We start from the raw sequence: 20,470 nt of genomic DNA on the forward strand, positions 1-20,470 counted from the left end.
CCATCCTTGCAGTTCGATGACTCCGACCATACTGCGAAATGCTGGCCCAACGCTATAGCTGACAACCCGGCCAGCAAATGCCCCTCAGCTCACCCAGCGCGCCTGCTTCACCACCATATGCAGAAACCCATTATCGCTAGGCGCACGATAGGCACCGATGGCGCCCAGGTGCTTGGCCATCACCGCCGTCATCTCCCAACCATCGACCGGCTCCGCCTCCCAGGTGGCACAGGCCAGCTTGAGCAGGCCGAGCGAATCGCCCAGGTCTCGAACGCCTCTCGAACCGACCCGCACCGGCTCTAGCAGCGAATCGTTGGCCCAGGCCCACATCCAGGTATTGGAACGACTGGAAAAACTGCCGACGAAATCGATATCGCATTCCACCACCGGCTTGCCGCCGTTGGAGAACACCAGCGTGGCGTTCTCCTGGTACCAGTCCCAGCGCTGGTAGTCGTCGATGCCGTAGGTTTCCATAAAGCTGGCCTGGCGCGCCTGCAGGTAGTCGAAGCTGTCGCTGATCAGCTCGATCAGGGCGTCCTCGTCCTGCCGCCAGTTGCGCGCGCGGATCTCGCAGTAGCAACCGGCACAGACCATCTTGATGTCGGCGAACGCCTCGGCCCGCTCGTTCCATTCGCCTTCCTGTTCCAGCACGGCGTCGCACTGGTCGCACCAGGCGTCCGGATAGGCGTCGTCGGGGTGTTCCGGGTCGTAGCCGACATTGAATCCCTGGTTCTCGCCGGCCGGCAGGTGCTGGCAGACGAATGTGGCGGGGCTTTTTCCGTGTTCGCCACATTCAACGGATAGCTCTTCGTCGCTCATGTTCTGTCCTTGCAGGAGGGGAATGGCTGCGCGGCGGCGCCTGGGTCGCCATGGCAAAGGTAGGCCTTGGGTGCCGCTGGTCAAATATGTTTCAACAGGCTCCGCTCGGGCTCTTTCGGGTTGTAGTACACCCGCACCCGCTGCCCCAGCGGATACTCGGCCAGCTCCCGCTGGGCATTCTTCTCCGAGCTGTGATTTTTCGGTCGAATGCGCAGGCGATTACCGCTGTAGCTGACCCCATCCACCTCGTACGCATACTGCACCCGCACCTCGTACTGGTAGCGGTTGCCGTGCCAGCCTTTCTCGGTCGAGGTCTTGTGGCTGCTGGTGATGTGCGACGCGGTGATCACGCCTTCGGTGGTCGGCCATTCCCGCGAGTCGCCCATCTCCAGCGCCTGCTGGATGCCGACGTACATCACCCCGCCAAACACCAGCACATAGAACAGGTTCTTCAGGGTGAGCATGGGCATCCATCCATTGGATCGGCGGGGAAGCGAACCTAGCTCATTCGGGCGGAGAAAAGAACAAGCCCCGCATGAGCGGGGCTTTTCGTTTACCAGCGATAGCCGTGATCGTGGTGATGGCGGCGGTGGTGCTTGCGCCAATGCTTGTGGCGATGACGCGGCTCGGGCACGTAGTACACCGGCCCCGGTGTGTAATAGACCGGGCGGGCCTCGTAGTAGACCGGGCGCGGCTCGTAATAGACCACGGGGGGCGGGGCGTAGACGGGTTCCGGCTGGTAGACCCTGACGGGGCGCTGGCTAGCCAGCACGCCGCCGATGATAGCGCCGACGGCGACACCCGCGGCCACGTCGCCGCCGTCCGCCGCGATGGCCTGCTGCTCGCCTGCGAGAGCCAGGCTGGCGATCAGTCCGGTGATGAGGGGAATACGCGAATGCATGGTCGAGACTCCTGTGAAACCGGAGGTTTCCGGTTACAGGCTTCGACTGCCGGCGCCGCGATATTTTCCCGGCGCTTGTGTAAATCCTGTGTAAACGCTGCGGCTACCGGGCAGGGGCGGGAGCCGGGCTCCCGCCCTCCGCGTCAGGCCTGGCGGTGCTTGTTCAGGTCGACGTCCATGTCGGTCGCACCGACGCAGCCGAACAGCTTGAGGTGAGGCAGGTGCGCCGCGATCTTCGGCTTGAGCTGGCGCGCGAAGTCGTAGCCGGAGCAGGTGTCGAAGTACAGGCTGCCGCTCCAGTCGGACGAGGTGTTCTCGTTGAGCACCTTGGCTAGGCGGTCCAGGGTGAGGTCGCTGAAGCTGTCGACGTCTTCGCCGATGCTCGAGGCGTTGCCGTGCGCGGTGATGATCAGGATGTCATCGCCGTTCAGACGCTTCAGGGTTTGCGGCAGGGCGGCGATGCGGCAGCCGCTGTAGCGGTAGTCGCACGGGAACTTGAGGGCGGCGCCGCTGACTTCGTCGTCGTTGCGGCACCAGCAGATCAGGGTGGTGGACATGGTGTTCTCCTGGGTTGGCCCCGATGAGTGGGGTGGGCCAATCCTGGCCGGCGGCTGTCCGGGGCATCAGGCGGAAGTCGTTCCCTGATGGAGGCGTGGCGCACGGCGCATGTGCAGCTTTTAGGCTTTACTGCTTGCCAAGGGACTTCACTGGTGCGGGGGCAAGCCGATGAACAGAGTCTCGCAGGCGGCCGCGCTGGCTCTGGTGCTCATGGCGCTGGGGCTGGGTGGCTGCTCCGGGCGGCTGGAGCATGAGGCCATCGTCAGCAAGAACAGCGATCCGCAGGCCGGCGAGCTGTTGCAGAGCAATGTCGACCGCATGGCCACCCTGGCCATGCGCGATAACCTGTCCAGCCTGTACCAGCTGATGGGCAAGCTCTACCAGCGCAACCCCCGCGAATGGCGCAAGACCGGCCTGCCCAGCCGGGAGGCGGCGGAACAGGCGATCCACCAGGCCATCGAGCTGGACCAGCCGCTGCCGCAGCTGGGCGGACGGCGCGACGTGGCGGCCCTGAGCTATGCCTTGAGCGCGGATTTCCAGGGGGACCGGGTCGGCGCCTTCGTCTATGCCCTGGGCAGCATGCTGGTGACCGCGCATGGCGGGCGCACCGAGTTCTACCTGAGCGATTCGCTCGACCCGCAGTTCGTCTTCAACGCTTCGCGCAATGTCGAGAAGGCGGCCTGGATGCTGGCCCAGCGCCGCGATGCCGAGGGGCAGCCGCTGCTGCTGTCCAACGAGGGCGGCAACCTCAGCTACGCGGTGGAGTTCGGCAAGATCACCGCGCGCCTGGACCTGCTCGCCCACGTGCTGGAGGAGCGCTACCGGCGCATCGGTGTGAACTACGCCCACGGCCTGCTGTTCCTCAACTTCCTGCCGGTGCAGTAGGCGCGCTACTGCTCCCACTGCTGCAGGATGCGGTCCAGCTCACCACTGGCCCGCACGCGCTCCAGCGCCTCGGCGAAGCGCTCGGCGCGCACCTTGTCACCCTTGGCGAAGGCCACATAGCGCGGCATCTGCACCAGCGGCCTGGGCAGGATGCGCACGTTGTGCTGGGCGCGCTGCTCCTGGGCGAAGTAGAGCAGCTGGGTACGGTCGCCGACGATGATGTCGATGCGCCCGGCCAGCAGCATGGATACCAGTTGGCGCGGGTTCTGGGCGCTGGTGTCGCGGGCCAGGTCGGCCTTGTCGAAGTCGGACTGGTAGGCGTAGCCGCGCACCTGGCCGATGACGAAGGGGGCGAAGTCGTCGAGGCTGGTCCAGTCCTGCAGGGCGATCTTATTGGTGGTCATGAACACCGTGGAGCCGGTGCGCAGTGGGCCGACCAGCTCGTACTGGGCCATGCGCTCGGGCGTGCCGGCGAACTGGAAGGCCATATCCACCTCGCTGCGATCGAGCATGCGCTTGACCCGCTCCCAGGGGTAGAGGCGCAGCTGGTAGTCGATGGCGCCCGCTTGCATGATCGCCCGGATCAGTTCGACATCCACCCCGTGCGGGGTGTCGTCCTCCATGGTCACGAAGCTGTAGGGGGCGAACTGTTCGTCGCCGACCACGCGCCAGGTTTCCCCGGCGTGGAGCGGGCTGCACACCAGCAGCAGGACAAGCGTCAGGATGCGCATGAGACCTCCCGCACGGGGCGGATGCCCCTGTCTTCTGAGACTAGCTCAGTGCGGGAAGCGCGGAGTGTCAGACCTTGCGGACGAACTCGGATTTCAGCTTCATCGCGCCGATGCCGTCGATCTTGCAGTCGATGTCGTGGTCGCCGTCGCACAGGCGAATGTTCTTCACCTTGGTGCCGACCTTGACCACCAGCGACGAGCCCTTGACCTTGAGGTCCTTGATCACGCTGACGCTGTCGCCGTCCTGCAGCACGTTGCCCACCGAATCCTTGATCACCCGCTCGCTGTCGCCAGCTTCGGCAGCCGCGCCCGGAGACCACTCGTGGGCGCACTCCGGGCAGACCAGCTGGGTGCCGTCCTCGTAGGTGTATTCGGAGTTGCACTTCGGGCAGGGGGGCAGGGTGCTCATGGCGGTACCTCGGTCGGAGCGGAAAAGGCGCACATTGTAGAGGGTTTTTCCGCCGGCGGGGCGTCTTCTGCGTCGTCCCTGTCTAGGGCGCAGGCCAGTCGAGGGTGCCGCTGTCGTGAAAACGGGCGCTGCCGAACAGGCCGCCGCCGAGTTTGCCGCGCAGTTCGTAGGGCAGTCCGCGAGCGTCCCGATAGCCGGCAGCGGCCCAGGCCTGCCGCATCATCGACAGGGCCGACACGCTCACCGGTATGCGCAACAGCGACTCACCGTAACGCGGTACCTGGCCGCTCTGGTCGCTCACGCCACTGGCCAGAGGCTGGCGGTTGACCTCCAGCTGCAGGGCGATGCCGTCATAGTCGATGGGCGTGGCATTGGGGTTCTGCACCCGCAGCAGGACGGCGAAACGCATCTCCATGCCCTGCGCGGGCAGCGGCTCGAGACCGGCCAGGTCGATCTGCAGCGGGTCGCGCGGGGCGAGCAGGGTGCAGCCGCAAAGGCCGAGGGTCAGCAGCAGGGCAAGGGCTAGGCGGGGCAGCATGGCGTGGCTCCGGCCACGCGGCCGAGCAGGCCGGCCCCGCCGTTCAGAGGGTGGCGGGGTTGTCGGCGTTGCTCAGACGGCGGGCCTGCTTGAGGTAGAGGGTCAGCTCGCAGGCGGGCAGCGGCTTGCTGTACAGGTAGCCCTGACCCTCGTTGCAGCCCTGGGCGATGATGTAGGCCTCCTGTTCGGCGGTCTCCACGCCCTCGGCGATGACCTGCATGCCCAGGCTCTTGCCCAGCTGGATGATGGCGCGAACGATGGTCGCATCGTCCTCGTCGTCGAGCAGGTCCTGGACGAAGCTCTTGTCGATCTTGATCTTGTCCAGCGGCAGGCTCTTCAGGTAGCTGAGCGAGGAGTAGCCGGTACCGAAGTCGTCGATGGCGATCAAGGCGCCTGCGCGGCGCAGGCTGAGCAGGTGCTGGGCGGCGGTGCTGATGTCTTCCATCAGGCCGGTTTCGGTGACTTCCAGCTCCAGGCTGCGCGACGGCAGGCGGTGAACCTGCAGTAGGTTGCTGACCATGCGCGGCAGCTCGGCGTGGTGCAGCTGCACGGTGGACAGGTTGACCGCCATGCGCAGGTCGCTGAAACCCTGGTCGTGCCATTCGCGCAGCTGGCGCAGGGCCTGGTCGAGCACCCACTCGCCGATGGCGATGATGGTGCCGTTCTGCTCGGCCAGCGGGATGAACAGGTCTGGCGGGACGAAGCCGTGTTGCGGGTGCTGCCAGCGAATCAGCGCTTCGACGCCGACCACGCGGTGGTCGGTGTAGTCGATCTGCGGCTGGAACACCAGGTGCATCTCGTTGCGGTTGAGGGCCTCGCGCAGCTCCTTCTCCAGCTCGCGACGGCGACGCATCTCGCTGTCGACGCTGGCGATGTAGAACTGGTAGCGGTTGCGCGAGCGGCTCTTGGCCAGGGTCATGGTCTGTTCGGCTTTCTGCAGCAGCTTCTCGGTGCTGTCGCCGTCTTCCGGGAACAGGGTGATGCCGATGGTGACACGCAGGCGCACCTCCTGCTGCTCCAGGGCGAAGGGCGCTTCGAGGCTGTCGAGGATGCTCTGCGCCAGCTCGGCGGCTTCGTAGGGCTGCTCGATGTCGGCCTGGACCAGGGCGAACTGGTCGCCGCCGAGGCGGGCCAGGGCGCCGAGGCGGCCGCTATGGCTGCGCAGACGATCGGACAGGGCCAGCAGCAGCTGGTCGCCGGTCTGGTAGCTGAACTGCTCATTGATGCCCTTGAAGTCGTCCAGGCCGACGCACAGCACGGCCACGCGGCGCTGCAGGCGGCCGGCGTCCTCGAGGATCTGGTCGAGCTGCTGCTGCAGCTGCATGCGGTTGGGCAGGCCGGTGAGGAAGTCGTACTGCGACATGCGCAGCAGGCTGTTCTCGGCCTCGCGGCGCAGGTGGGTGTTGCGTTCGATGGAGGCGAGCAGGTCGTTGGCGGTGTTGATCCACAGCCCCAGCTCGTTCTTCTCGTTGCCCTTGAGCATCGGCAGCTTGTGCTCGCTGGGGCGGTCCGGGTTGATGTTGCTCAGGTACTCGATGATCTTCGACAGCGGCTTGGTCAGAAGCCAGTGGTAGACCATGTACAGCACCAGGGCCATGGCCAGGGCGCGCAGCACCCCGGAGACGAAGATGATCACCGAGGTGGTGATGAAGTTCTCGCCGTAGCTGGCGGTGTCCAGGGTGATGGTCAGGTCGCCGTAGTACTCGCTGTACGGACCCTTGCCGACCAGCTGGGTGGTGAAGGTCTGTTCCTTGCCGAGAATCGGGTCGGTGATCCAGCGGCTGGAGGAGGGCGTCAGTTCGCGCGAGCGTTCGGCGAGCATCGGCTCGTTCGGGTGGCCGATGGCGGCGTAGCGCACGGCTTCATGCTGGAACAGGCCCTCGATGACCTGCATGCCCATCTCGCGGTCCAGGCTGTACACGGCCTGGGTGGAGGGGTCGCGGAACATGCCGAGGATGCGCTGGGCGTCGTTGGCGACGGCCTGACGTGTCTTGTAGATGTCGAAGACGATCTGCCCGCAACTCAGCACTACCCCGACCACCAATGCCGACAGCAGGACAACACGTAGCAGTTTTAGCGACAGGCTGTTTTTCAGGTCCAGCTTCAAATGCGTATTCCTTGTTCGCCGCCGGAGACACATGACCGCTGTGAGTATTGGCAAATGCGCGTGAGCCGTCAAAGGGCCATTACGTCATCCATGCATATTTTTCGGGCACGGGTGGGCATTCCTTGAGTCTGCGACCTGGCCTCTTTGCACGATAGCTGACCGGCGGCCACACAAACGAAAAAGCCCGGCACGGGGCCGGGCTTTTGCGTGGACGGTCAGGCGACTCAGGCAGCGAAGTTCTTCGCCACGAAGTCCCAGTTGACCAGGTTCCAGAACGCCTCGACGTACTTCGGACGCAGGTTGCGGTAGTCGATGTAGTAGGCGTGTTCCCACACGTCGCAGGTCAGCAGCGGGGTGTCGCCGCTGGTCAGCGGGCAGCCGGCGCCGATGGTGCTGGCCAGGGCCAGGGAACCGTCGGCCTTCTTCACCAGCCAGCCCCAGCCGGAGCCGAAGGTGCCGATGGAGACCTTGCTGAACTCTTCCTTGAACTTGTCGAAGGAACCGAAGGTGGCGTTGATCGCGTCAGCCAGAGCGCCGGTCGGCTGGCCACCGCCGTTCGGCGACAGGCAGTTCCAGTAGAAGGTGTGGTTCCAGATCTGCGCGGCGTTGTTGAACACGCCACCGGAGGAAGTCTTGATGATCTCTTCCAGGCTCTTGCCTTCGAACTCGGTGCCCGGCACCAGGTTGTTCAGGTTCACCACGTAGGCGTTGTGATGCTTGCCGTGGTGGAATTCCAGGGTCTCGGCGGACAGGTGCGGCTCGAGGGCGTTCTTCTCGTACGGCAGCGGCGGCAATTCGAAAGCCATGGTCTATCTCCTCATCAGGTCGGGATATGTGCGACTAGCGCAGGCCGTTCACGGGGCGGCCGGAATACGGGCGGCGACGAGCTTGTACTCTTTAAGTCTGCCGCGAGGCCGGGATCATAGCACCCGACCCCGGCCTTATCCACGCAGCAACTGTGTGGGAAAGCCGATGCCAGCAGGCCTCAGGCGAGCTTGAGGAGGACCACGCCGAGGGCGATCACGGCACAGGCGAGCAGGCGCATGGGCGGCATCGGCTCCTTGAGCAGCAGCCAGCCGATCAGCAGGGCGAACAGCACGCTGCTCTCGCGCAGCGCCGAGACCATGGCCACCGGCGCCTGGGTGGTGGCCCAGATCACCAGGCTGTAGGCCAGCATCGACATGGCGCCGCCACCCAGGCCGCCGCGCCAGTGCGGACCGAGCCGGAGGAAGATGCGCGGGCCGCTGCGCAGGGTGATCAGCAGCGTCGCCACCAGGCCGTTGACCACGAACAGCCACAGCGCATAGCCGATCGCATCGCCATTGCTGCGCGCGCCGAGGGCATCGGCCAGGGTGTAGCCGGCGATGCAGGCGGCGGTGGCGAGGGCATTCAGCAGCAGCGGGCCGTTGAGCGAGGCATGGGCGTGGCCGCCGCGCCAGGCCATCAGCCAGATGCCGGCGACCAGCACCAGCAGCGCCGCCCACTGGGCTGGTTGCAGCAGGTCGCCGGCCAGCAGCGCCAGCAGGGCGACCAGCAGCGGCGAGCTGCCGCGGGCGATGGGATAGACCTGCGACAGGTCGCCGTGCTGGTAGGCGCGTGAGAGGAACAGGTTGTAGCCGACGTGGAGCAGCGCGGAGAAGGCGATGAAAGGCCAGGCGACGGGCTGCGGCAGGCTGAAGAAAGGCAGGGCGGGCAGGGCCACGCAGGCGGCGCCGATCTGGATCAGCGAGGCGGTCAGGTAGCGGTCCAGGCCGATCTTCAGCAGGGCGTTCCAGCCCGCATGCAGCGCGGCGGCGGCCAGTACCAGGACAAATACCGTCGAATCCACGCGCCGCTCCCTCTCCCCGTCCAGAGCGCCGCAGCATAGCGCCGCGGCACCGGCGCGGTCATGCGCCGGGTGCGTGCAGCAGCAGTTGCACCGCCACCGCGAACATCATCGCCGCCACCGCCAGGTCGAGCAGGCGCCAGGTGGTCGGGCGCGCCAGCCAGGGGGCGAGCCAGGCGGCGCCCAGGGCCAGGGTGAAGAACCAGATCAGTGAGGCGCTGGCCGCGCCCAGGGCGTAGGCGCCGGGCACCGGCTGCTGGGCGCCGAGGGAGCCGATCAGCAGCACGGTATCCAGATAGACGTGCGGGTTGAGCAGGGTCACCGCCAGCGCCGCCAGCAGCACCGCACGCCGCGAGCGCGGGCCGCTGTCCTGTTGCTGCAGGGCCTGTGGCTGGATGGCCCGGCGCAACGCCTGCGCGCCCAGCCAGAGCAGGAAGGCGGCGCCACCCCAGCGCGCTACCGCCAGCAGCGTCGGACTCTGCGCCAGCACGGCGGCCAGACCGAACACGCCGGCGGCGACCAGCAGCGCGTCGCACAGTACGCACAGTGCCGCCACCGGTAGGTGATGCTCGCGGCGCAGGCTCTGGGCCAGGACGAAGGCATTCTGCGCGCCGATGGCGATGATCAGGCCGGCCGCCACCAGTAGGCCGTTGAGGTAGCTCTGCCACATCTCAGCAGCCCTCCGCGGCCAGGCGCTGCAGCCTGGCCAGGGCGCGTTCGGCATCGGCCTCGGCGACGAAGAGGTGGTCGTGGTGGAAGCCGGCGATCACGTTGCAGCTGATGCCTTCGCCGGCCAGGGCCTCGGCGAAGGCGGCGGTGAGGCCGACGGCGGCCAGCGACGAATGCACCTCGAGGGTGATCCAGGCGGCCAGGTAGTCGTAGGCCAGGCCCAGGCGCTCGGCCTCCTCGCGGGCCAGGATCAGGGTGGTGCCCTCGGCCTCGCGGAAGCTGCCGAGGGCAGCGGCGACCTGCACCACGGTAGGCTGCGGCACGCTGCAGAAGACGAAGCGGCCAGGGTTGAGGCGTGGCGAGAGGCTGGCGAGCAGGCGGCTCAGATTGGTTTCGCCGGTCATGGCGGAGTCCTTGTTGGGGTTGCAATGCTGGCCAGTCTGGGGATTGCGTGTGTATAAGAAAAACAAATCATGCTGATCTCTCATTAGGAACTCTTATGTTCGACTACAAGCTGCTGGCCGCCCTGGCTGCGGTTGTGGAGCAGGGCGGCTTCGAGCGTGCGGCGCAGCTGCTTGGTTTGTCGCAGTCGGCGGTGTCGCAGCGGATCAAGCTGCTCGAGGCGCGCGTCGGCCAGCCGGTGCTGCTGCGCGCCGCGCCGCCGGCGCCCACCGAGGTCGGCCGGCGCCTGCTCAACCACGTGCAGCAGGTGCGCCTGCTGGAGCGCGACCTGCAGGGCCAGGTGCCGACCCTGGCCGAGGACCAGCCGGCCGAGCGCCTGCGCATCGCCCTGAATGCCGACAGCCTGGCCACCTGGTGGGCGCCGCTGATGGGCGAATTCGTCGCCGAACACCGTCTGCTGCTGGATCATGTGGTGGATGACCAGGACGTCGGCCTCAAGCGCATGCGCGCCGGCGAGGTGGCCGGCTGCGTGTGCGCCGCCGAGCGTCCGGTGGCCGGTGCCCGTGCCCTGCCTTTGGGGGCGATGCGCTATCGCGCCCTGGCCAGCCCGGCCTTCGTTGCCCGGCATTTCGCCGCGGGTGTCGACGGCGCGGCGCTGGCGCGGATGCCGTCCATCGTGTTCGGTGCCGACGACCAGCTGCAGCACCGCTTCCTCGCTGGTCTCGGTGTCGGCGGCGGCTTCGCTCACCACCTGTGCCCTTCCTCGGAAGGCTTCGTACGCCTGGCCTGTGCCGGGCTCGGCTGGGGCATGGTGCCGGAGCTGCAGGTGCGCCAGCAGCTGGCCAGTGGCGAACTGGTCGAGCTGCTGCCGGAGCGGCCGCTGGACGTGCCGCTGTACTGGCACCACTGGCGCAACGGCGGTGAGCTGCTGGCCAGCCTGACCCGCCACCTGGAGCGTGGCGTGGGGGACTGGCTGGTATAGGGCGGCGGATGGCCTACTCCCTCTCCCTGTGGGAGAGGGTTGGGGAGAGGGTTGGGGTGAGGGAGCTATAAGCGGCTCGGTGCAGCCTGGAAACCCCTCACCCCTACGCGGGCCGCCCCGGACTCTCTCCCTGGGGGAGAGGGGAGGTCAGGTCGTAGCCCGGATGAAGTCCGGGTGCGGAGCTTCCTGCTTTTCCCGGATTGCATCCGGCTACATCGGCAGGGTTGGCCGAGCTGCCTAGAGCTGGAACTGCGCCACCAGCCGCTCCTGGCTGCCGGCGACCTTGCGCAGGTGTTCGCCGCAGTCGCGGGTGTGCGCGGCGGTGCGGCGGTTCTCGCCGGTCATGTCGTTGAGCCGGTGCATGTGCTGGTTGACCTCCTGGGTGGTGGCCGCCTGCTGCTCGGCTGCCGCAGCGATCTGGAAGGCCAGGGCGTGGACGTCCTGTAGCGAGTCGTCGAGCTGCCTGAGGTTGCCCAGCACGGCCTGGGTTTCCTGCTCTAGGGCGCGGGCCTGTTCGCTGGAGCCCTGCATGCGCGCCTGCGCCTCGCCGGAGGATTGGCCGAGGGCTGCGACGATGGCGACGATTTCCTCGGTGGCCTGGCGGGTCTTCTGCGCCAGGTTGCGCACCTCGTCGGCGACCACGGCGAAGCCCCGTCCGGCCTCGCCAGCGCGCGCTGCCTCGATGGCGGCGTTGAGCGCGAGCAGGTTGGTCTGCTCGGCGATGGCGCGGATCACCGCCAGCACGCTGCCGATCTGCTGGCTGTCGCCGGCCAGATGCTGGACCACCCGGTCGGCCTCGCGCAGGCCAGCGAGCAACTGATCCTGCTGACCGATCATGCGCTGCAGGCTGTCCTGCACGGTGGCGAAGGCCTCGCGCGCGGCGGCGCTGCCGTCGGCGCTGTGGCTGGCGCTGCTGGCGATCTCCTGCACGGTGGCGGCCATCTGGTCGACGGCGCTGACCACCAGCTCCAGCGCCTCCTGCTGCTGGTCGAGGCTGCTGCTGGTCTGGCCGGCGGCGCCAAGGATGTCGCCGCTGGCATGGCCCACCGCCTGGCTGGCCTGGCGCAGGCGCTCGACCACCTCGCGCCAGGCACGGGCCATCTCGTGCAGGGCCTGCATCAGGCCATCCTGGGCGTTGCCGTCGCCGCTCACCCGCAACTCGCCGGCGGCCAGGCGCCGGGCCAGCTCCGCCATGTGCCGCGGCTCGCCGCCCAGCGGGCGCATCACGCTGTGGCTGACTCGCCAGGTAGCCACGGCCACGCCGGCGATGGTCAGGGCGACCAGCAGCAGGACCTGCCACATCAGCGCGCGCACCGGGGCAAAGGCCTGCTCCTGATCCATTTCCGCGACCAATGCCCAGCGCTGGTCATCCAGCTGCAGCGGCACGAAGGCCTTGAGCGCAGCCTGGCCGTTCAGGCCCGCTTCGGCCAGACGTCCCTGCTGCCCCTCCAGGGCCTGGCTGATGGCTGCACCGGGCAGGCGCTCCGGTTGGCGGTCGTCGCGCGCCACCTTGAGATCGGCGAAGCGTATCGAGTCCGAACGCAGGCGGCCGTCGGGGCCGACCAGGTAGGTCTCGCCGGCTTCGCCCAGGCCCTGGCGGGCCTGCATCACCCGGTTCAGCTCGGCCAGCGGCAGCTCCAGGACCAGCAGCAACTGCAGCTCGCCTTCGTCGAGGATGGGCGCGACGAGAAACTGGCTGGGCTCGGCCCCGGCCCGGTTCACCGCGAGGTCGCCGATCTGCGCCCGGCCGCTGTCCAGGCCGGCGCGCGCCACGCGGCCGAGCGGGGTATCACGCCAGGCGGCCTCGCCCAGGTTCTGCTGGTAGTCGCTGCCGCGCTGCAGGCTGAACAGCACCTGACCGTCCTTGCTCACCAGCTTCAGTTCGCTGTAACCGAAGGTCTTGGCGAAATTTTCGAAGATCGGCCGGTCATAGTTGGCGGTGCTGACCAGGGCCGTGCCGTCGAGCCCGGCGTAGCTGGTGCCGAGGTTGCTGGCCAGGGTGCTGAGCTGGTTGTGGCGGGCTTGCCAACTGTCCTGCAATTGTTGCTGTTTGATATTTGCTACGGCTTCCAGGGCATTCAGGGCCTGTTCCTGGAGGGCCTGGCTGGCCTGGCGATAGACCGTGACCGCCATGGCCAGCACCGGTATTAGGCCGATCAGCAGAAAACTGATGGCAAGTTTTACGCGCAACGGCATGTCCTGGGACTCCGCGTGTAGATGGGTGACAGGGTTCAAAAGGCGTAAAAAATTCTGCAAGAAGCGTGCAAATTGCTTTACGGGCGTCAAGAAAATCGACCGCGCGGGCCCGCAAGGACGTGCATTTGGCCGCTGCGGCAAGCGGCATGAGGGCTGCCTGCTGCTAGAGTCGCAGGCATAACAAGAACGCTGGGGGATGGCAGTCATGAAGATTCTGGTAACGGGGGCGAGTGGTTTCATCGGCGGCCGCTTCGCCCGTTTTGCCCTGGAACAGGGCCTGACGGTGCGGGTCAACGGGCGCCGCCCGGAAGCGGTGCAGCACCTGACCAAGCGCGGTGCCGAATTCGTCCAGGGCGACCTGAGCGACCCGGACCTGGTGCACAGGCTCTGCCGTGATGTGGAAATGGTGGTGCACTGCGCCGGTGCCGTCGGCACCTGGGGCACTTACCAGCACTTTCACCAGGCCAATGTGGTGGTGACCCAGAATGTCATCGAGGGCTGCCTCGGGCAGCAGGTGCGGCGTCTGGTGCATCTGTCCTCGCCGTCGGTGTACTTCGATGGCAAGGCCCACGTCGGTCTGCGCGAAGAGCAGGTGCCGAAGCGCTTCGTCGATCACTACGGCGCCACCAAGTACCTGGCCGAGCAGAAGGTCATGGAGGCCCAGGAGTTCGGCCTGGAGGTGATCGCCCTGCGCCCGCGCTTCGTCACCGGCGCCGGCGACACCAGCATCTTTCCGCGGCTGATCGAGATGCACAGGAAGGGCCGCCTGATGGTGATCGGCGACGGCCTCAACAAGGTCGACTTCACCAGCATGCAGAACCTCAACGATGCCCTGTTCAGCAGCCTGCTGGCGGCCGGTCCGGCACTGGGCAAGGTATACAACATCAGCAATGGCGCGCCGGTGCCGCTGTGGGATGTGGTCAACTTCGTGTTGCGCCAGTTCGGTCTGCCGCCGGTGAGCAAACACATGCCCTTCGGCCTGGCCTATGCCGCGGCGACCCTCAACGAGACGGTGTGCAAGCTGCTGCCGGGGCGTCCGGAGCCGGCGCTGTTCCGCCTCGGCGTGGCGGTGATGGGGCGCGACTTCTCCCTCGACATCTCGCGCGCCCGCCAGTACCTGGACTACGACCCGCAGGTGCCGATCTGGACCGCGCTGGAAGAGTTCTGTACCTGGTGGAAAGTGCAGGGGCGCTGAGCCGGCCCGCAACGGCGACCTATACTGGCCGGTAAAGCCAGCGAGGAAGTCCGCCATGTTCGCCGTGATGGAGAGCGCCCGGCTCGAAGCGCTTCACCTTGCCCAGGATCCTGTCAGCGGCCTGAAGGCGATCATCGCCATCCACAGCACCCGCCTCGGCCCGGCGCTGGGTGGCTGTCGCTACCTGGCCTACCCGGATGACGACAGTGCCATCCGCGACGCCATCCGCCTGGCCCAGGGCATGAGCTACAAGGCCGCGCTGGCCGGCCTGGCGCAGGGCGGCGGCAAGGCCGTGATCATCCGCCCGTCGCACGTGGACAACCGCGGTGCCCTGTTCGAGGCCTTCGGGCGCATGATCGAGTCGTTCAACGGCCGCTACATCACTGCCGTCGACAGCGGCACCTCCAGCGCCGACATGGACTGCATCGCCCAGCAGACCCAGCATGTGACCAGCACCACGGCGGCTGGCGATCCCTCGCCGCACACGGCCATGGGCGTGTTCGCCGGCATCCGCGCCACCGCCCTGGCGCGGCTCGGCAGTGACGACCTGCAGGGCCTGCGGGTGGCGGTGCAGGGTCTGGGCAATGTCGGTTTCGCCCTGGCCGAGCAGCTGGCCGCCGCCGGCGTCGAGCTGTTCGTCAGCGACCTCGACCCCGGGCGCGTGCAGCTGGCGGTCGAACAGCTGGGGGCCCACCCGGTGAGCAGCGAGGAGCTGCTGCTCACGCCCTGCGACATCCTCGCGCCCTGCGGTCTGGGCGGCGTGCTCAATGCGCAGACGGTGGGCGCGCTGCACTGCGCGGCGGTGGCCGGCTCGGCCAACAACCAGCTGGCCGGCAGCGAGATCGCCGATGCCCTGGAGGCGCGCGGCATCCTCTACGCCCCGGACTACGTGATCAACTCCGGCGGCCTCATCTATGTCGCCCTCAAGCATCGCGGCGAGGAGCTGCCGGCCATCACCGCCCACCTGACGCAGATCGGCCGGCGCCTGACCGAGGTCTATGCGCATGCCCAGGCCGACAAGCGTTCGCCGGCCCGGGTGGCCGATGCGCTGGCCGAGCGCCTGCTCTACGGTGGTCGCTAGCCGCGGCGGAACACCAGCACCAGGCCGAGCAGGATGGCGGCCATGCCGGCCAGGCTGAGGTCGCTCATGGCGTTGCCGAGGAACAGGTAGTCCATCGCCGCCGTCACCCCCGGCACCAGGTAGAACAGGCTGGTGACGTTGACCAGGTTGCCGGCGCGGATCAGTCGGTACAGCAACAGCTGCGCCACCACCGAGATGACGATGCCCAGCCACAGCAAGGGCACCAGGAAGTCCAGCGACCAATCCACCTCGATGCGCTGGAACGGCAGGAACAACCCGCACAGCAGCAGGCTGACCGCGTACTGCAATGGCAGCGCCTGCAGCGGCGACTGGCTCAGGCCCTTCTGCGCGATGGCGCCGAGGGTCATGCACAGCAACGCTCCGAGTGCGTAACCGGTACCGGCCAGGGAGAACCGTGCCAGGCCGATGCTCTGCCACACCACCAGCACCAGGCCGCCGAGCGCCAGCGCGAGACCGGCCAGGCGCAGGGCGGCGAAGCGCCGTTCCAGCAGCATCAGGGTGAGGATCGGTTGCACACCGAGCAGGGTCGCCAGCACCCCGGGGGTGATGCCGTGGTCCAGCGCCAGCAGGTAGCAGATCGAGTAGCCGCCGATCATCAGCAGGCCGCTGCCGGCCGTGTGCAGGCGCTGGCCGCGTGCCGGCAGCCAGTGGCCGGCGAGGGTGCCGATCAGCAGCAGTACGCCGAGGGCGAGAATGAAGCGCAGGGTCAGGAAGGCGAAGGCCGAGGCGTGGTCCAGGCCCAGGCGGGCGAAGATCGCGCCGCTGCCCCAGAGCAGGACGAACAGGGTGGTGGAGGCGCAGGCGCCCCAGAAAGTCTTGTCGAAACGCATGAAGAATCACCTGTCGAAAATGGCAACAGGCTCCGTCGCCGGCATTGGCGCAGAGAGGACGGAACCGGGGAGGCTGGGGTGATCGTCGCGGGGCGAGCGATCAGGCGCGCGGCGGTGGCGGAGGCGTAGCGGCGCGCAGGGCGACAGGTGGGGGCGCGCACGGACGCTCGCCGCGGCAGGCGGCGAGGGCGGGGAAGGCGATGTGCGCGGTATGCGGCATGAGTAAGTCTCGAAATGACCAACCGACGCTAAACCGGGCTGGCCATTCGGTCAACACTTTCAGGCGTTTTCGCTCTGCTCCAGTTCGGCCAGGGCGTCGGGCTGGTTCTTGAATGCCTTGGCGAAGGTGTCGCGGTTCTTGGCCATGAAGATGCCGAGTTCCTCCACCTGCTCCTCGCTGAGCGAAGGCACCGCCTTGTGCAGGGCCTCGGACAGCGCCTCGGCCAGCTCCAGCATCTTGTCGTAACGATCGGCTTCGGCCTTATCCATGAACAGGCGCTCCGGATCGCGACTGCTGCGGTACACCACTTCGACGGCCATTCATCACCTCATTCCCATATCTGGTTAACGTGTATGGATATACAGTAATTGGTCTGCCTGTAGCCTGGCAAGCCTGGCGGGCGTTCTGATTGCAATGTGCTGGCCCCTATCCTGCATAGCCGTTGTCATCCCAGTGGTCCAGCATGACCGCAGCCGAACTTCAGGAGAACACCGTGAGTTACCCCCGTATCGAAGCCATGCGCATAGGCATGCATGCCCTGGCGCAGTCCTTTGGCAACCTGCTGGTCGAATCCTTCCACTACCTGGCGCTGTTCGCCATCGGCGGCATCACCGCCTGGGCCTCGGTGGTGGCCTTTCTCGGCATGCTAGAGAAGGGCCATGTCACGGTGGACGACATCCTGCTGCTGTTCATCTACCTGGAGCTGGGTGCCATGGTCGGCATCTACTTCAAGACCAACCACATGCCGGTGCGCTTCCTGATCTATGTGGCCATCACCGCGCTGACCCGCCTGCTGATCTCCGACGTGTCGCACCACCATCGCCCGGACATGGGCGTGGTCTACGTGTCCGGCGCCATTCTGCTGCTGGCGGTGGCCATCCTGGTCGTGCGCTTCGCCTCGTCGCGCTTCCCGTCGGTGCAGCCCTCTGCGCGCGGTGGGCGGGATGGTGATGAAAGTTAATTGCTTTTATTTGCGAATATTTATTAATAACATGTGAGGCTTGTCTTTCCCGTGGGCCGGCGCGCCGCACCGCCGTCGCCGGCCACGCCCTCGAGATGAGTCGACCGTGAGCAAGCAATCCACCCTGTCGCCCGGGAGCATCGCCTCCCGCGTGCTGGCCGCCCTTGTCGGAGGGTATGCGCTGGCCTATGGCTTCGCTGCCTTCCTTTCCGTCTACCTGCCCCTGGCGCGCCCGGACCGGGTGGCGTTCGCCGGCCTGTTCAGCTTCGCCGTGTGGACGGCGGTGGTGATCTACGTGTTCGCCGCGCGTAGTGCGACCCGTGCCTGGCTGTGGCTGGGTGGCCTGACGCTGGCGCTGGGTCTGGCAGCCTTCCTGCCGAGCGATCTGGGAGTGCGGCCATGAGTCTGCGTCAATCCATGGCGGGCCTGCATACCTGGGGCGGTCTGCTGCCCAGCTGGCTGCTCTACGTGATCATTCTCGCCGGCACCATCGCCTGTTTCGACAAGGAGCTGGAGCGCTGGATGCGTCCGGCGCTGCACGAGGCCGCCCCCGCCAGCATGACTGCCGACCAGGTGCGCGACTGGCTGCAGCGCAACGTCAAGGACGAGCTGCACGCCTTCTGGATGCACGGGCCGACCGAGCGCGAGCCCTACTGGCGGCTGGGCTGGGAAGTGGACGGAACGCAGCAGATGCATGACATCGCCTTCGATCCGGCCAGCGGCCAGCCACTGCCCGAGACCCTGGGCGGCAACTTCTTCTTCGAGCTGCACTACAGCCTGCATGCCGGCATGCCGGGGATCTACATCGTTGGCCTGGCCGGCATGTTCATGCTGGTGGCGCTGGTCTCCGGGGTGATCATCCACCGACGCATCTTCAAGGATTTCTTCACCCTGCGCCCGGCGGCCAACGGCCAGCGTGCCTGGCTGGATGCGCACAACCTGTTCGGCGTGCTGGGTTTGCCCTTCCATCTGGTGCTGGCCTACACCGGCATCGTCATCTTCATGGTCAACTACATGCCGGCGGGCATGCAGGTGGCCTACAAGAACGATGTGGAGCACTTCTTCAGCGAAGTGATGGGCGCCTACCACCGCGAGGAGATGCACCAGCCGGCGCCGGCGCCCCAGTCGCTCGACGCGCTGATTGCCGAGTCGCGCCAGCGCTGGCAGGGCGGCGAACCGGGCTGGATCAGCGTGCATCACCCGGGGGATGCCTCGGCGGTGGTGGATATTCGGCGCTATTCCACATCGCGGATCGGCACGCCGCAGGACACCCTGACCTATGACGCGGCGACTGGCGCGCTGCTGCACGAGCAGCAGGCCCCGGCGGGCTACCACACCTACAACTGGCTGGCGGGCCTGCACATGGCGCAGTTCGGCGGCAGCCTGGTACGCCTGCTGTATCTGCTGATGGGCCTGGCCGGCTGCGCCATGCTGGTCGGTGGCCTGCAGGTCTGGATCGCCAAGCGCGAGGCTCGCGGTGGTGCGGGCGTCGCGCTGGTGCGCGCACTCAATGGCGCGGTGTTCGTCGGCCTGCCGCTGGCCAGCCTGGCGCTGCTCTGGGGTAATCGGCTGATCCCGGCCACGCTGGCCGAACGGGCCAGTTATGAAGCAGGGGTCTTCGTCGCCAGCTGGCTGCTGGTGGCGCTGTGGGCAGTGCTCGGCCGGCGTCAGCCGCGCCGCCTGCTCAGCCGGCAGCTGGCGCTCGCTGCGCTGCTGGCGCTGGGGCTGCCGCTGCTCAATGGCCTGAGCAGCGAGCACGGCCATCTGCTGGCGACCCTGGCGCGTGGCGACTGGGCGCTGGCCGGGGTCGACCTCGGTCTGCTCGCCGCCGGGGTGATCAGCGCCCTGTGCGCCTGGCGTTTCGCCCAACCGCCGCAGGCCTTGGTGCCGCGCGGGCGCCGTCATCTGCTCGAGGAGGCCGTCTGATGCTGTTGCTGGCTTTCGCGTTGAGCTACCTGGCCATGCTGGCCCTGAGCATGGCCATGTCGCGCCACCACAAGGCGCTTTTCACTGTCGCCGCCAGCCCGGCGCGTCAGCGCCTGCTGCGCCCGCTGGCCGGCCTGGCCCTGGGCCTGGCCCTGGCAGCCTGCTGGTGGGCCGAAGGCGGGGAGATCGGTGCGGTGCTGTGGCTGTGCCAGCTGATGCTGGCCGGCCTGCTGCTGGTCGCCCTGCTGGCCTGGCGTGCGCGCTGGGTATTGCCGCTGGCCGCGGCGCTGCCCCTGGCCGCAGGCCTGGGCGCGCTGCTCTAGGACTGGCGCGCCGCGCGCAGCAAGCCTGGCGCCGCACCGAAGGCCTGGCGGAAACGATTGCTGAAGTGGCTGGCGCTGGCGAAGCCGCAGGCCAGGGCGATCTCGCCCAGTGGCAGGGCGCTGTGCTGCAGCAGTTCACGCGCCCGCAGCAGACGGCGTTGCAGCACGTAGCGGTGCGGCGGCAGGCCGAAGCTGGTGCTGAACATGCGTGCGAAGTGGTATTCCGACAGCGCCGCCAACTGTGCCAGCTCGCCGAGCGCCAGCGGCTGGTCCAGGTGCTGCTCGATGTAGTCCACCAGGCGCCGGCGCAGGTGCGGTGCCAGGCCGCCCTTGAGTTTCAGGCCCTGGCGCTGGCCGACCTGGGTCAGCAGCACATGGTCGATCATTTCGTGGGCCAGGCTGCTGGTCAGCAGGCGTTCGCCCGGTTCGTTCCAGTCCAGCGTCACCAACTGGCGGAATTGCGCGGCCAGCTGCGGGTCTTCGAGGAAGGTGCTTTCGCGCAGCTGCAGCTCGCGCGGCTCGCGGTCGAGCAGGGCGACGGCGCTGGCAGCGAAGCGCTCGGGGCTGACATACAGGTGCGCCAGGCGGATGTCGCCGTTGATCACCCAGGATGACTCGTGCCCGGCCGGCAGCACGCACAGCTTATCCGGCGCACCCTTGGCGCCGGGGCGCTCGCGGCGGAAGGTGCCGGTGCCGCCGGCCAGGTAGCAGGACAGCGTGTGGTGGCTAGGGCCCTGGTAGTCGCGGGCGTCGTGGTGGTTGCTCCACAGCGCCGCGGCCAGCTCGTCGCCCAGCTCGGCATCGCGCAGCAGGCGCGCATGGGGCGAGCTGCTGAGCGACTGGAAGACCAGGTTGTGTTCGAGTGCGGCCATGGAACGGACATCGACGGAA

General features: G+C 67.4%; 24 protein-coding genes. 8 read left to right on the forward strand and 16 right to left on the reverse strand.

The window, feature by feature from the left end:
- Nucleotides 1-84: 84 nt before the first annotated feature.
- The 4 genes from PA6_RS22495 to PA6_RS11610 form a co-directional block, all read right to left on the reverse strand.
- Nucleotides 85-819 carry a DUF6882 domain-containing protein gene (locus tag PA6_RS22495; RefSeq protein WP_021701110.1) on the reverse strand — a complete coding sequence of 245 codons (735 nt, stop codon included), beginning with the start codon at nt 817-819 and terminating at the stop codon, nt 85-87.
- Between the two features lie 80 nt (nt 820-899).
- On the reverse strand, nt 900-1,283 hold the full coding sequence (locus tag PA6_RS22500; protein WP_021701111.1) for a DUF3592 domain-containing protein: 384 nt from the start codon (nt 1,281-1,283) through the stop codon (nt 900-902).
- 89 nt (nt 1,284-1,372) lie between these two features.
- Nucleotides 1,373-1,720, reverse strand: coding sequence for a hypothetical protein (locus tag PA6_RS11605; RefSeq protein WP_021701112.1), 348 nt, complete (start codon nt 1,718-1,720; stop codon nt 1,373-1,375).
- A 143-nt stretch (nt 1,721-1,863) separates the two neighbouring features.
- Entirely contained in the window at nt 1,864-2,277 is a 414-nt protein-coding gene (locus tag PA6_RS11610) for a hypothetical protein (protein WP_021701113.1), read from the reverse strand.
- A gap of 169 nt (nt 2,278-2,446) precedes the next feature.
- Between PA6_RS11610 and PA6_RS11615 the strand changes: the two genes are divergently transcribed.
- On the forward strand, nt 2,447-3,163 hold the full coding sequence (locus PA6_RS11615) for a hypothetical protein (RefSeq protein WP_021701114.1): 717 nt from the start codon (nt 2,447-2,449) through the stop codon (nt 3,161-3,163).
- A gap of 5 nt (nt 3,164-3,168) precedes the next feature.
- Here the strand turns inward: PA6_RS11615 and PA6_RS11620 are convergent, their stop codons facing one another.
- The 8 genes from PA6_RS11620 to PA6_RS11655 form a co-directional block, all read right to left on the reverse strand.
- On the reverse strand, nt 3,169-3,894 hold the full coding sequence (locus PA6_RS11620; RefSeq protein ID WP_021701115.1) for a substrate-binding periplasmic protein: 726 nt from the start codon (nt 3,892-3,894) through the stop codon (nt 3,169-3,171).
- A 67-nt stretch (nt 3,895-3,961) separates the two neighbouring features.
- Nucleotides 3,962-4,303: a zinc ribbon domain-containing protein YjdM gene (locus PA6_RS11625; RefSeq protein ID WP_021701116.1), complete on the reverse strand. Its 342-nt coding sequence runs from the start codon at nt 4,301-4,303 to the stop codon at nt 3,962-3,964.
- Between the two features lie 82 nt (nt 4,304-4,385).
- Nucleotides 4,386-4,841, reverse strand: coding sequence for an LEA type 2 family protein (locus PA6_RS11630; RefSeq protein ID WP_021701117.1), 456 nt, complete (start codon nt 4,839-4,841; stop codon nt 4,386-4,388).
- Nucleotides 4,842-4,884: 43 nt separating this feature from the next.
- On the reverse strand, nt 4,885-6,948 hold the full coding sequence (locus PA6_RS11635; protein WP_021701118.1) for a putative bifunctional diguanylate cyclase/phosphodiesterase: 2,064 nt from the start codon (nt 6,946-6,948) through the stop codon (nt 4,885-4,887).
- Nucleotides 6,949-7,172: 224 nt separating this feature from the next.
- On the reverse strand, nt 7,173-7,754 hold the full coding sequence (sodB, locus tag PA6_RS11640; protein WP_021701119.1) for a superoxide dismutase [Fe]: 582 nt from the start codon (nt 7,752-7,754) through the stop codon (nt 7,173-7,175).
- 179 nt (nt 7,755-7,933) lie between these two features.
- Nucleotides 7,934-8,776 (reverse strand): EamA family transporter, encoded by an 843-nt coding sequence (locus tag PA6_RS11645; RefSeq protein ID WP_021701120.1) that lies wholly within the window; start codon nt 8,774-8,776, stop codon nt 7,934-7,936.
- A gap of 58 nt (nt 8,777-8,834) precedes the next feature.
- Nucleotides 8,835-9,443, reverse strand: a complete 609-nt coding sequence (locus tag PA6_RS11650; protein WP_021701121.1) for a LysE/ArgO family amino acid transporter — start codon at nt 9,441-9,443, stop codon at nt 8,835-8,837.
- A gap of 1 nt (nt 9,444) precedes the next feature.
- The gene (locus PA6_RS11655) at nt 9,445-9,846 is read right to left on the reverse strand and encodes an ACT domain-containing protein (protein ID WP_021701122.1); all 402 of its coding nucleotides are present in this window, start codon (nt 9,844-9,846) and stop codon (nt 9,445-9,447) included.
- Nucleotides 9,847-9,941: 95 nt separating this feature from the next.
- Here PA6_RS11655 and PA6_RS11660 point away from each other — a divergent pair, with 95 nt between their 5' ends.
- Nucleotides 9,942-10,826: a LysR family transcriptional regulator ArgP gene (locus PA6_RS11660; RefSeq protein WP_021701123.1), complete on the forward strand. Its 885-nt coding sequence runs from the start codon at nt 9,942-9,944 to the stop codon at nt 10,824-10,826.
- A gap of 237 nt (nt 10,827-11,063) precedes the next feature.
- Here the strand turns inward: PA6_RS11660 and PA6_RS24790 are convergent, their stop codons facing one another.
- Nucleotides 11,064-13,022 carry a methyl-accepting chemotaxis protein gene (locus tag PA6_RS24790; protein WP_021701124.1) on the reverse strand — a complete coding sequence of 653 codons (1,959 nt, stop codon included), beginning with the start codon at nt 13,020-13,022 and terminating at the stop codon, nt 11,064-11,066.
- A gap of 205 nt (nt 13,023-13,227) precedes the next feature.
- On the opposite strand from PA6_RS24790, the gene PA6_RS11670 reads away from it, so the two are divergent.
- Together PA6_RS11670 and PA6_RS11675 are read left to right on the forward strand one after the other, a co-directional pair.
- Nucleotides 13,228-14,217: an NAD-dependent epimerase/dehydratase family protein gene (locus PA6_RS11670; RefSeq protein ID WP_043216624.1), complete on the forward strand. Its 990-nt coding sequence runs from the start codon at nt 13,228-13,230 to the stop codon at nt 14,215-14,217.
- A gap of 55 nt (nt 14,218-14,272) precedes the next feature.
- The gene (locus tag PA6_RS11675) at nt 14,273-15,298 is read left to right on the forward strand and encodes a Leu/Phe/Val dehydrogenase (RefSeq protein ID WP_021701126.1); all 1,026 of its coding nucleotides are present in this window, start codon (nt 14,273-14,275) and stop codon (nt 15,296-15,298) included.
- Here PA6_RS11675 and PA6_RS11680 read toward each other — a convergent pair.
- Both PA6_RS11680 and PA6_RS11685 read right to left on the reverse strand, forming a co-directional pair.
- Nucleotides 15,295-16,149, reverse strand: coding sequence for a DMT family transporter (locus tag PA6_RS11680; protein ID WP_021701127.1), 855 nt, complete (start codon nt 16,147-16,149; stop codon nt 15,295-15,297). The genes PA6_RS11675 and PA6_RS11680 overlap by 4 nt on opposite strands.
- Nucleotides 16,150-16,428: 279 nt before the next feature.
- Nucleotides 16,429-16,689 carry a YebG family protein gene (locus tag PA6_RS11685; protein ID WP_021701128.1) on the reverse strand — a complete coding sequence of 87 codons (261 nt, stop codon included), beginning with the start codon at nt 16,687-16,689 and terminating at the stop codon, nt 16,429-16,431.
- A 197-nt stretch (nt 16,690-16,886) separates the two neighbouring features.
- Between PA6_RS11685 and PA6_RS11690 the strand changes: the two genes are divergently transcribed.
- From PA6_RS11690 to PA6_RS11705, 4 genes are all read left to right on the forward strand, one after another.
- Nucleotides 16,887-17,330, forward strand: coding sequence for a phosphate-starvation-inducible protein PsiE (locus PA6_RS11690; protein WP_043216607.1), 444 nt, complete (start codon nt 16,887-16,889; stop codon nt 17,328-17,330).
- A 106-nt stretch (nt 17,331-17,436) separates the two neighbouring features.
- Entirely contained in the window at nt 17,437-17,733 is a 297-nt protein-coding gene (locus PA6_RS11695) for a DUF3649 domain-containing protein (RefSeq protein WP_021701130.1), read from the forward strand.
- Entirely contained in the window at nt 17,730-19,256 is a 1,527-nt protein-coding gene (locus tag PA6_RS11700) for a PepSY-associated TM helix domain-containing protein (RefSeq protein WP_021701131.1), read from the forward strand. Before PA6_RS11695 ends, PA6_RS11700 begins: the two co-directional genes overlap by 4 nt.
- Nucleotides 19,256-19,579: a DUF3325 domain-containing protein gene (locus tag PA6_RS11705; protein ID WP_021701132.1), complete on the forward strand. Its 324-nt coding sequence runs from the start codon at nt 19,256-19,258 to the stop codon at nt 19,577-19,579. The genes PA6_RS11700 and PA6_RS11705 overlap by 1 nt, the downstream gene beginning before the upstream one ends.
- Here the strand turns inward: PA6_RS11705 and PA6_RS11710 are convergent.
- Nucleotides 19,576-20,451: a helix-turn-helix domain-containing protein gene (locus PA6_RS11710; RefSeq protein WP_021701133.1), complete on the reverse strand. Its 876-nt coding sequence runs from the start codon at nt 20,449-20,451 to the stop codon at nt 19,576-19,578. The genes PA6_RS11705 and PA6_RS11710 overlap by 4 nt on opposite strands.
- Nucleotides 20,452-20,470: the final 19 nt, after the last annotated feature.

Origin of the sequence: Aquipseudomonas alcaligenes NBRC 14159, from assembly GCF_000467105.1 — a bacterium.
GTDB lineage: Bacteria > Pseudomonadota > Gammaproteobacteria > Pseudomonadales > Pseudomonadaceae > Aquipseudomonas > Aquipseudomonas alcaligenes.

Bases quoted from the DNA above. Each gene is read 5' to 3' on its own strand.
- PA6_RS11620 (WP_021701115.1), bottom strand. From the start codon at position 3,894: ATGCGCATCCTGACGCTTGTCCTGCTGCTGGTGTGCAGCCCGCTCCAC.
- PA6_RS11610 (WP_021701113.1), bottom strand. From the start codon at position 2,277: ATGTCCACCACCCTGATCTGCTGGTGCCGCAACGACGACGAAGTCAGC.
- PA6_RS11630 (WP_021701117.1), bottom strand. From the start codon at position 4,841: ATGCTGCCCCGCCTAGCCCTTGCCCTGCTGCTGACCCTCGGCCTTTGC.
- PA6_RS11650 (WP_021701121.1), bottom strand. From the start codon at position 9,443: ATGTGGCAGAGCTACCTCAACGGCCTACTGGTGGCGGCCGGCCTGATC.
- PA6_RS11660 (WP_021701123.1), top strand. From the start codon at position 9,942: ATGTTCGACTACAAGCTGCTGGCCGCCCTGGCTGCGGTTGTGGAGCAG.
- sodB (WP_021701119.1), bottom strand. From the start codon at position 7,754: ATGGCTTTCGAATTGCCGCCGCTGCCGTACGAGAAGAACGCCCTCGAG.
- PA6_RS11700 (WP_021701131.1), top strand. From the start codon at position 17,730: ATGAGTCTGCGTCAATCCATGGCGGGCCTGCATACCTGGGGCGGTCTG.
- PA6_RS11675 (WP_021701126.1), top strand. From the start codon at position 14,273: ATGTTCGCCGTGATGGAGAGCGCCCGGCTCGAAGCGCTTCACCTTGCC.
- PA6_RS11705 (WP_021701132.1), top strand. From the start codon at position 19,256: ATGCTGTTGCTGGCTTTCGCGTTGAGCTACCTGGCCATGCTGGCCCTG.
- PA6_RS11655 (WP_021701122.1), bottom strand. From the start codon at position 9,846: ATGACCGGCGAAACCAATCTGAGCCGCCTGCTCGCCAGCCTCTCGCCA.
- PA6_RS11625 (WP_021701116.1), bottom strand. From the start codon at position 4,303: ATGAGCACCCTGCCCCCCTGCCCGAAGTGCAACTCCGAATACACCTAC.
- PA6_RS11710 (WP_021701133.1), bottom strand. From the start codon at position 20,451: ATGGCCGCACTCGAACACAACCTGGTCTTCCAGTCGCTCAGCAGCTCG.
- PA6_RS22500 (WP_021701111.1), bottom strand. From the start codon at position 1,283: ATGCTCACCCTGAAGAACCTGTTCTATGTGCTGGTGTTTGGCGGGGTG.
- PA6_RS11615 (WP_021701114.1), top strand. From the start codon at position 2,447: ATGAACAGAGTCTCGCAGGCGGCCGCGCTGGCTCTGGTGCTCATGGCG.
- PA6_RS11670 (WP_043216624.1), top strand. From the start codon at position 13,228: ATGAAGATTCTGGTAACGGGGGCGAGTGGTTTCATCGGCGGCCGCTTC.
- PA6_RS11685 (WP_021701128.1), bottom strand. From the start codon at position 16,689: ATGGCCGTCGAAGTGGTGTACCGCAGCAGTCGCGATCCGGAGCGCCTG.
- PA6_RS11680 (WP_021701127.1), bottom strand. From the start codon at position 16,149: ATGCGTTTCGACAAGACTTTCTGGGGCGCCTGCGCCTCCACCACCCTG.
- PA6_RS24790 (WP_021701124.1), bottom strand. From the start codon at position 13,022: ATGCCGTTGCGCGTAAAACTTGCCATCAGTTTTCTGCTGATCGGCCTA.
- PA6_RS11605 (WP_021701112.1), bottom strand. From the start codon at position 1,720: ATGCATTCGCGTATTCCCCTCATCACCGGACTGATCGCCAGCCTGGCT.
- PA6_RS22495 (WP_021701110.1), bottom strand. From the start codon at position 819: ATGAGCGACGAAGAGCTATCCGTTGAATGTGGCGAACACGGAAAAAGC.
- PA6_RS11690 (WP_043216607.1), top strand. From the start codon at position 16,887: ATGCGCATAGGCATGCATGCCCTGGCGCAGTCCTTTGGCAACCTGCTG.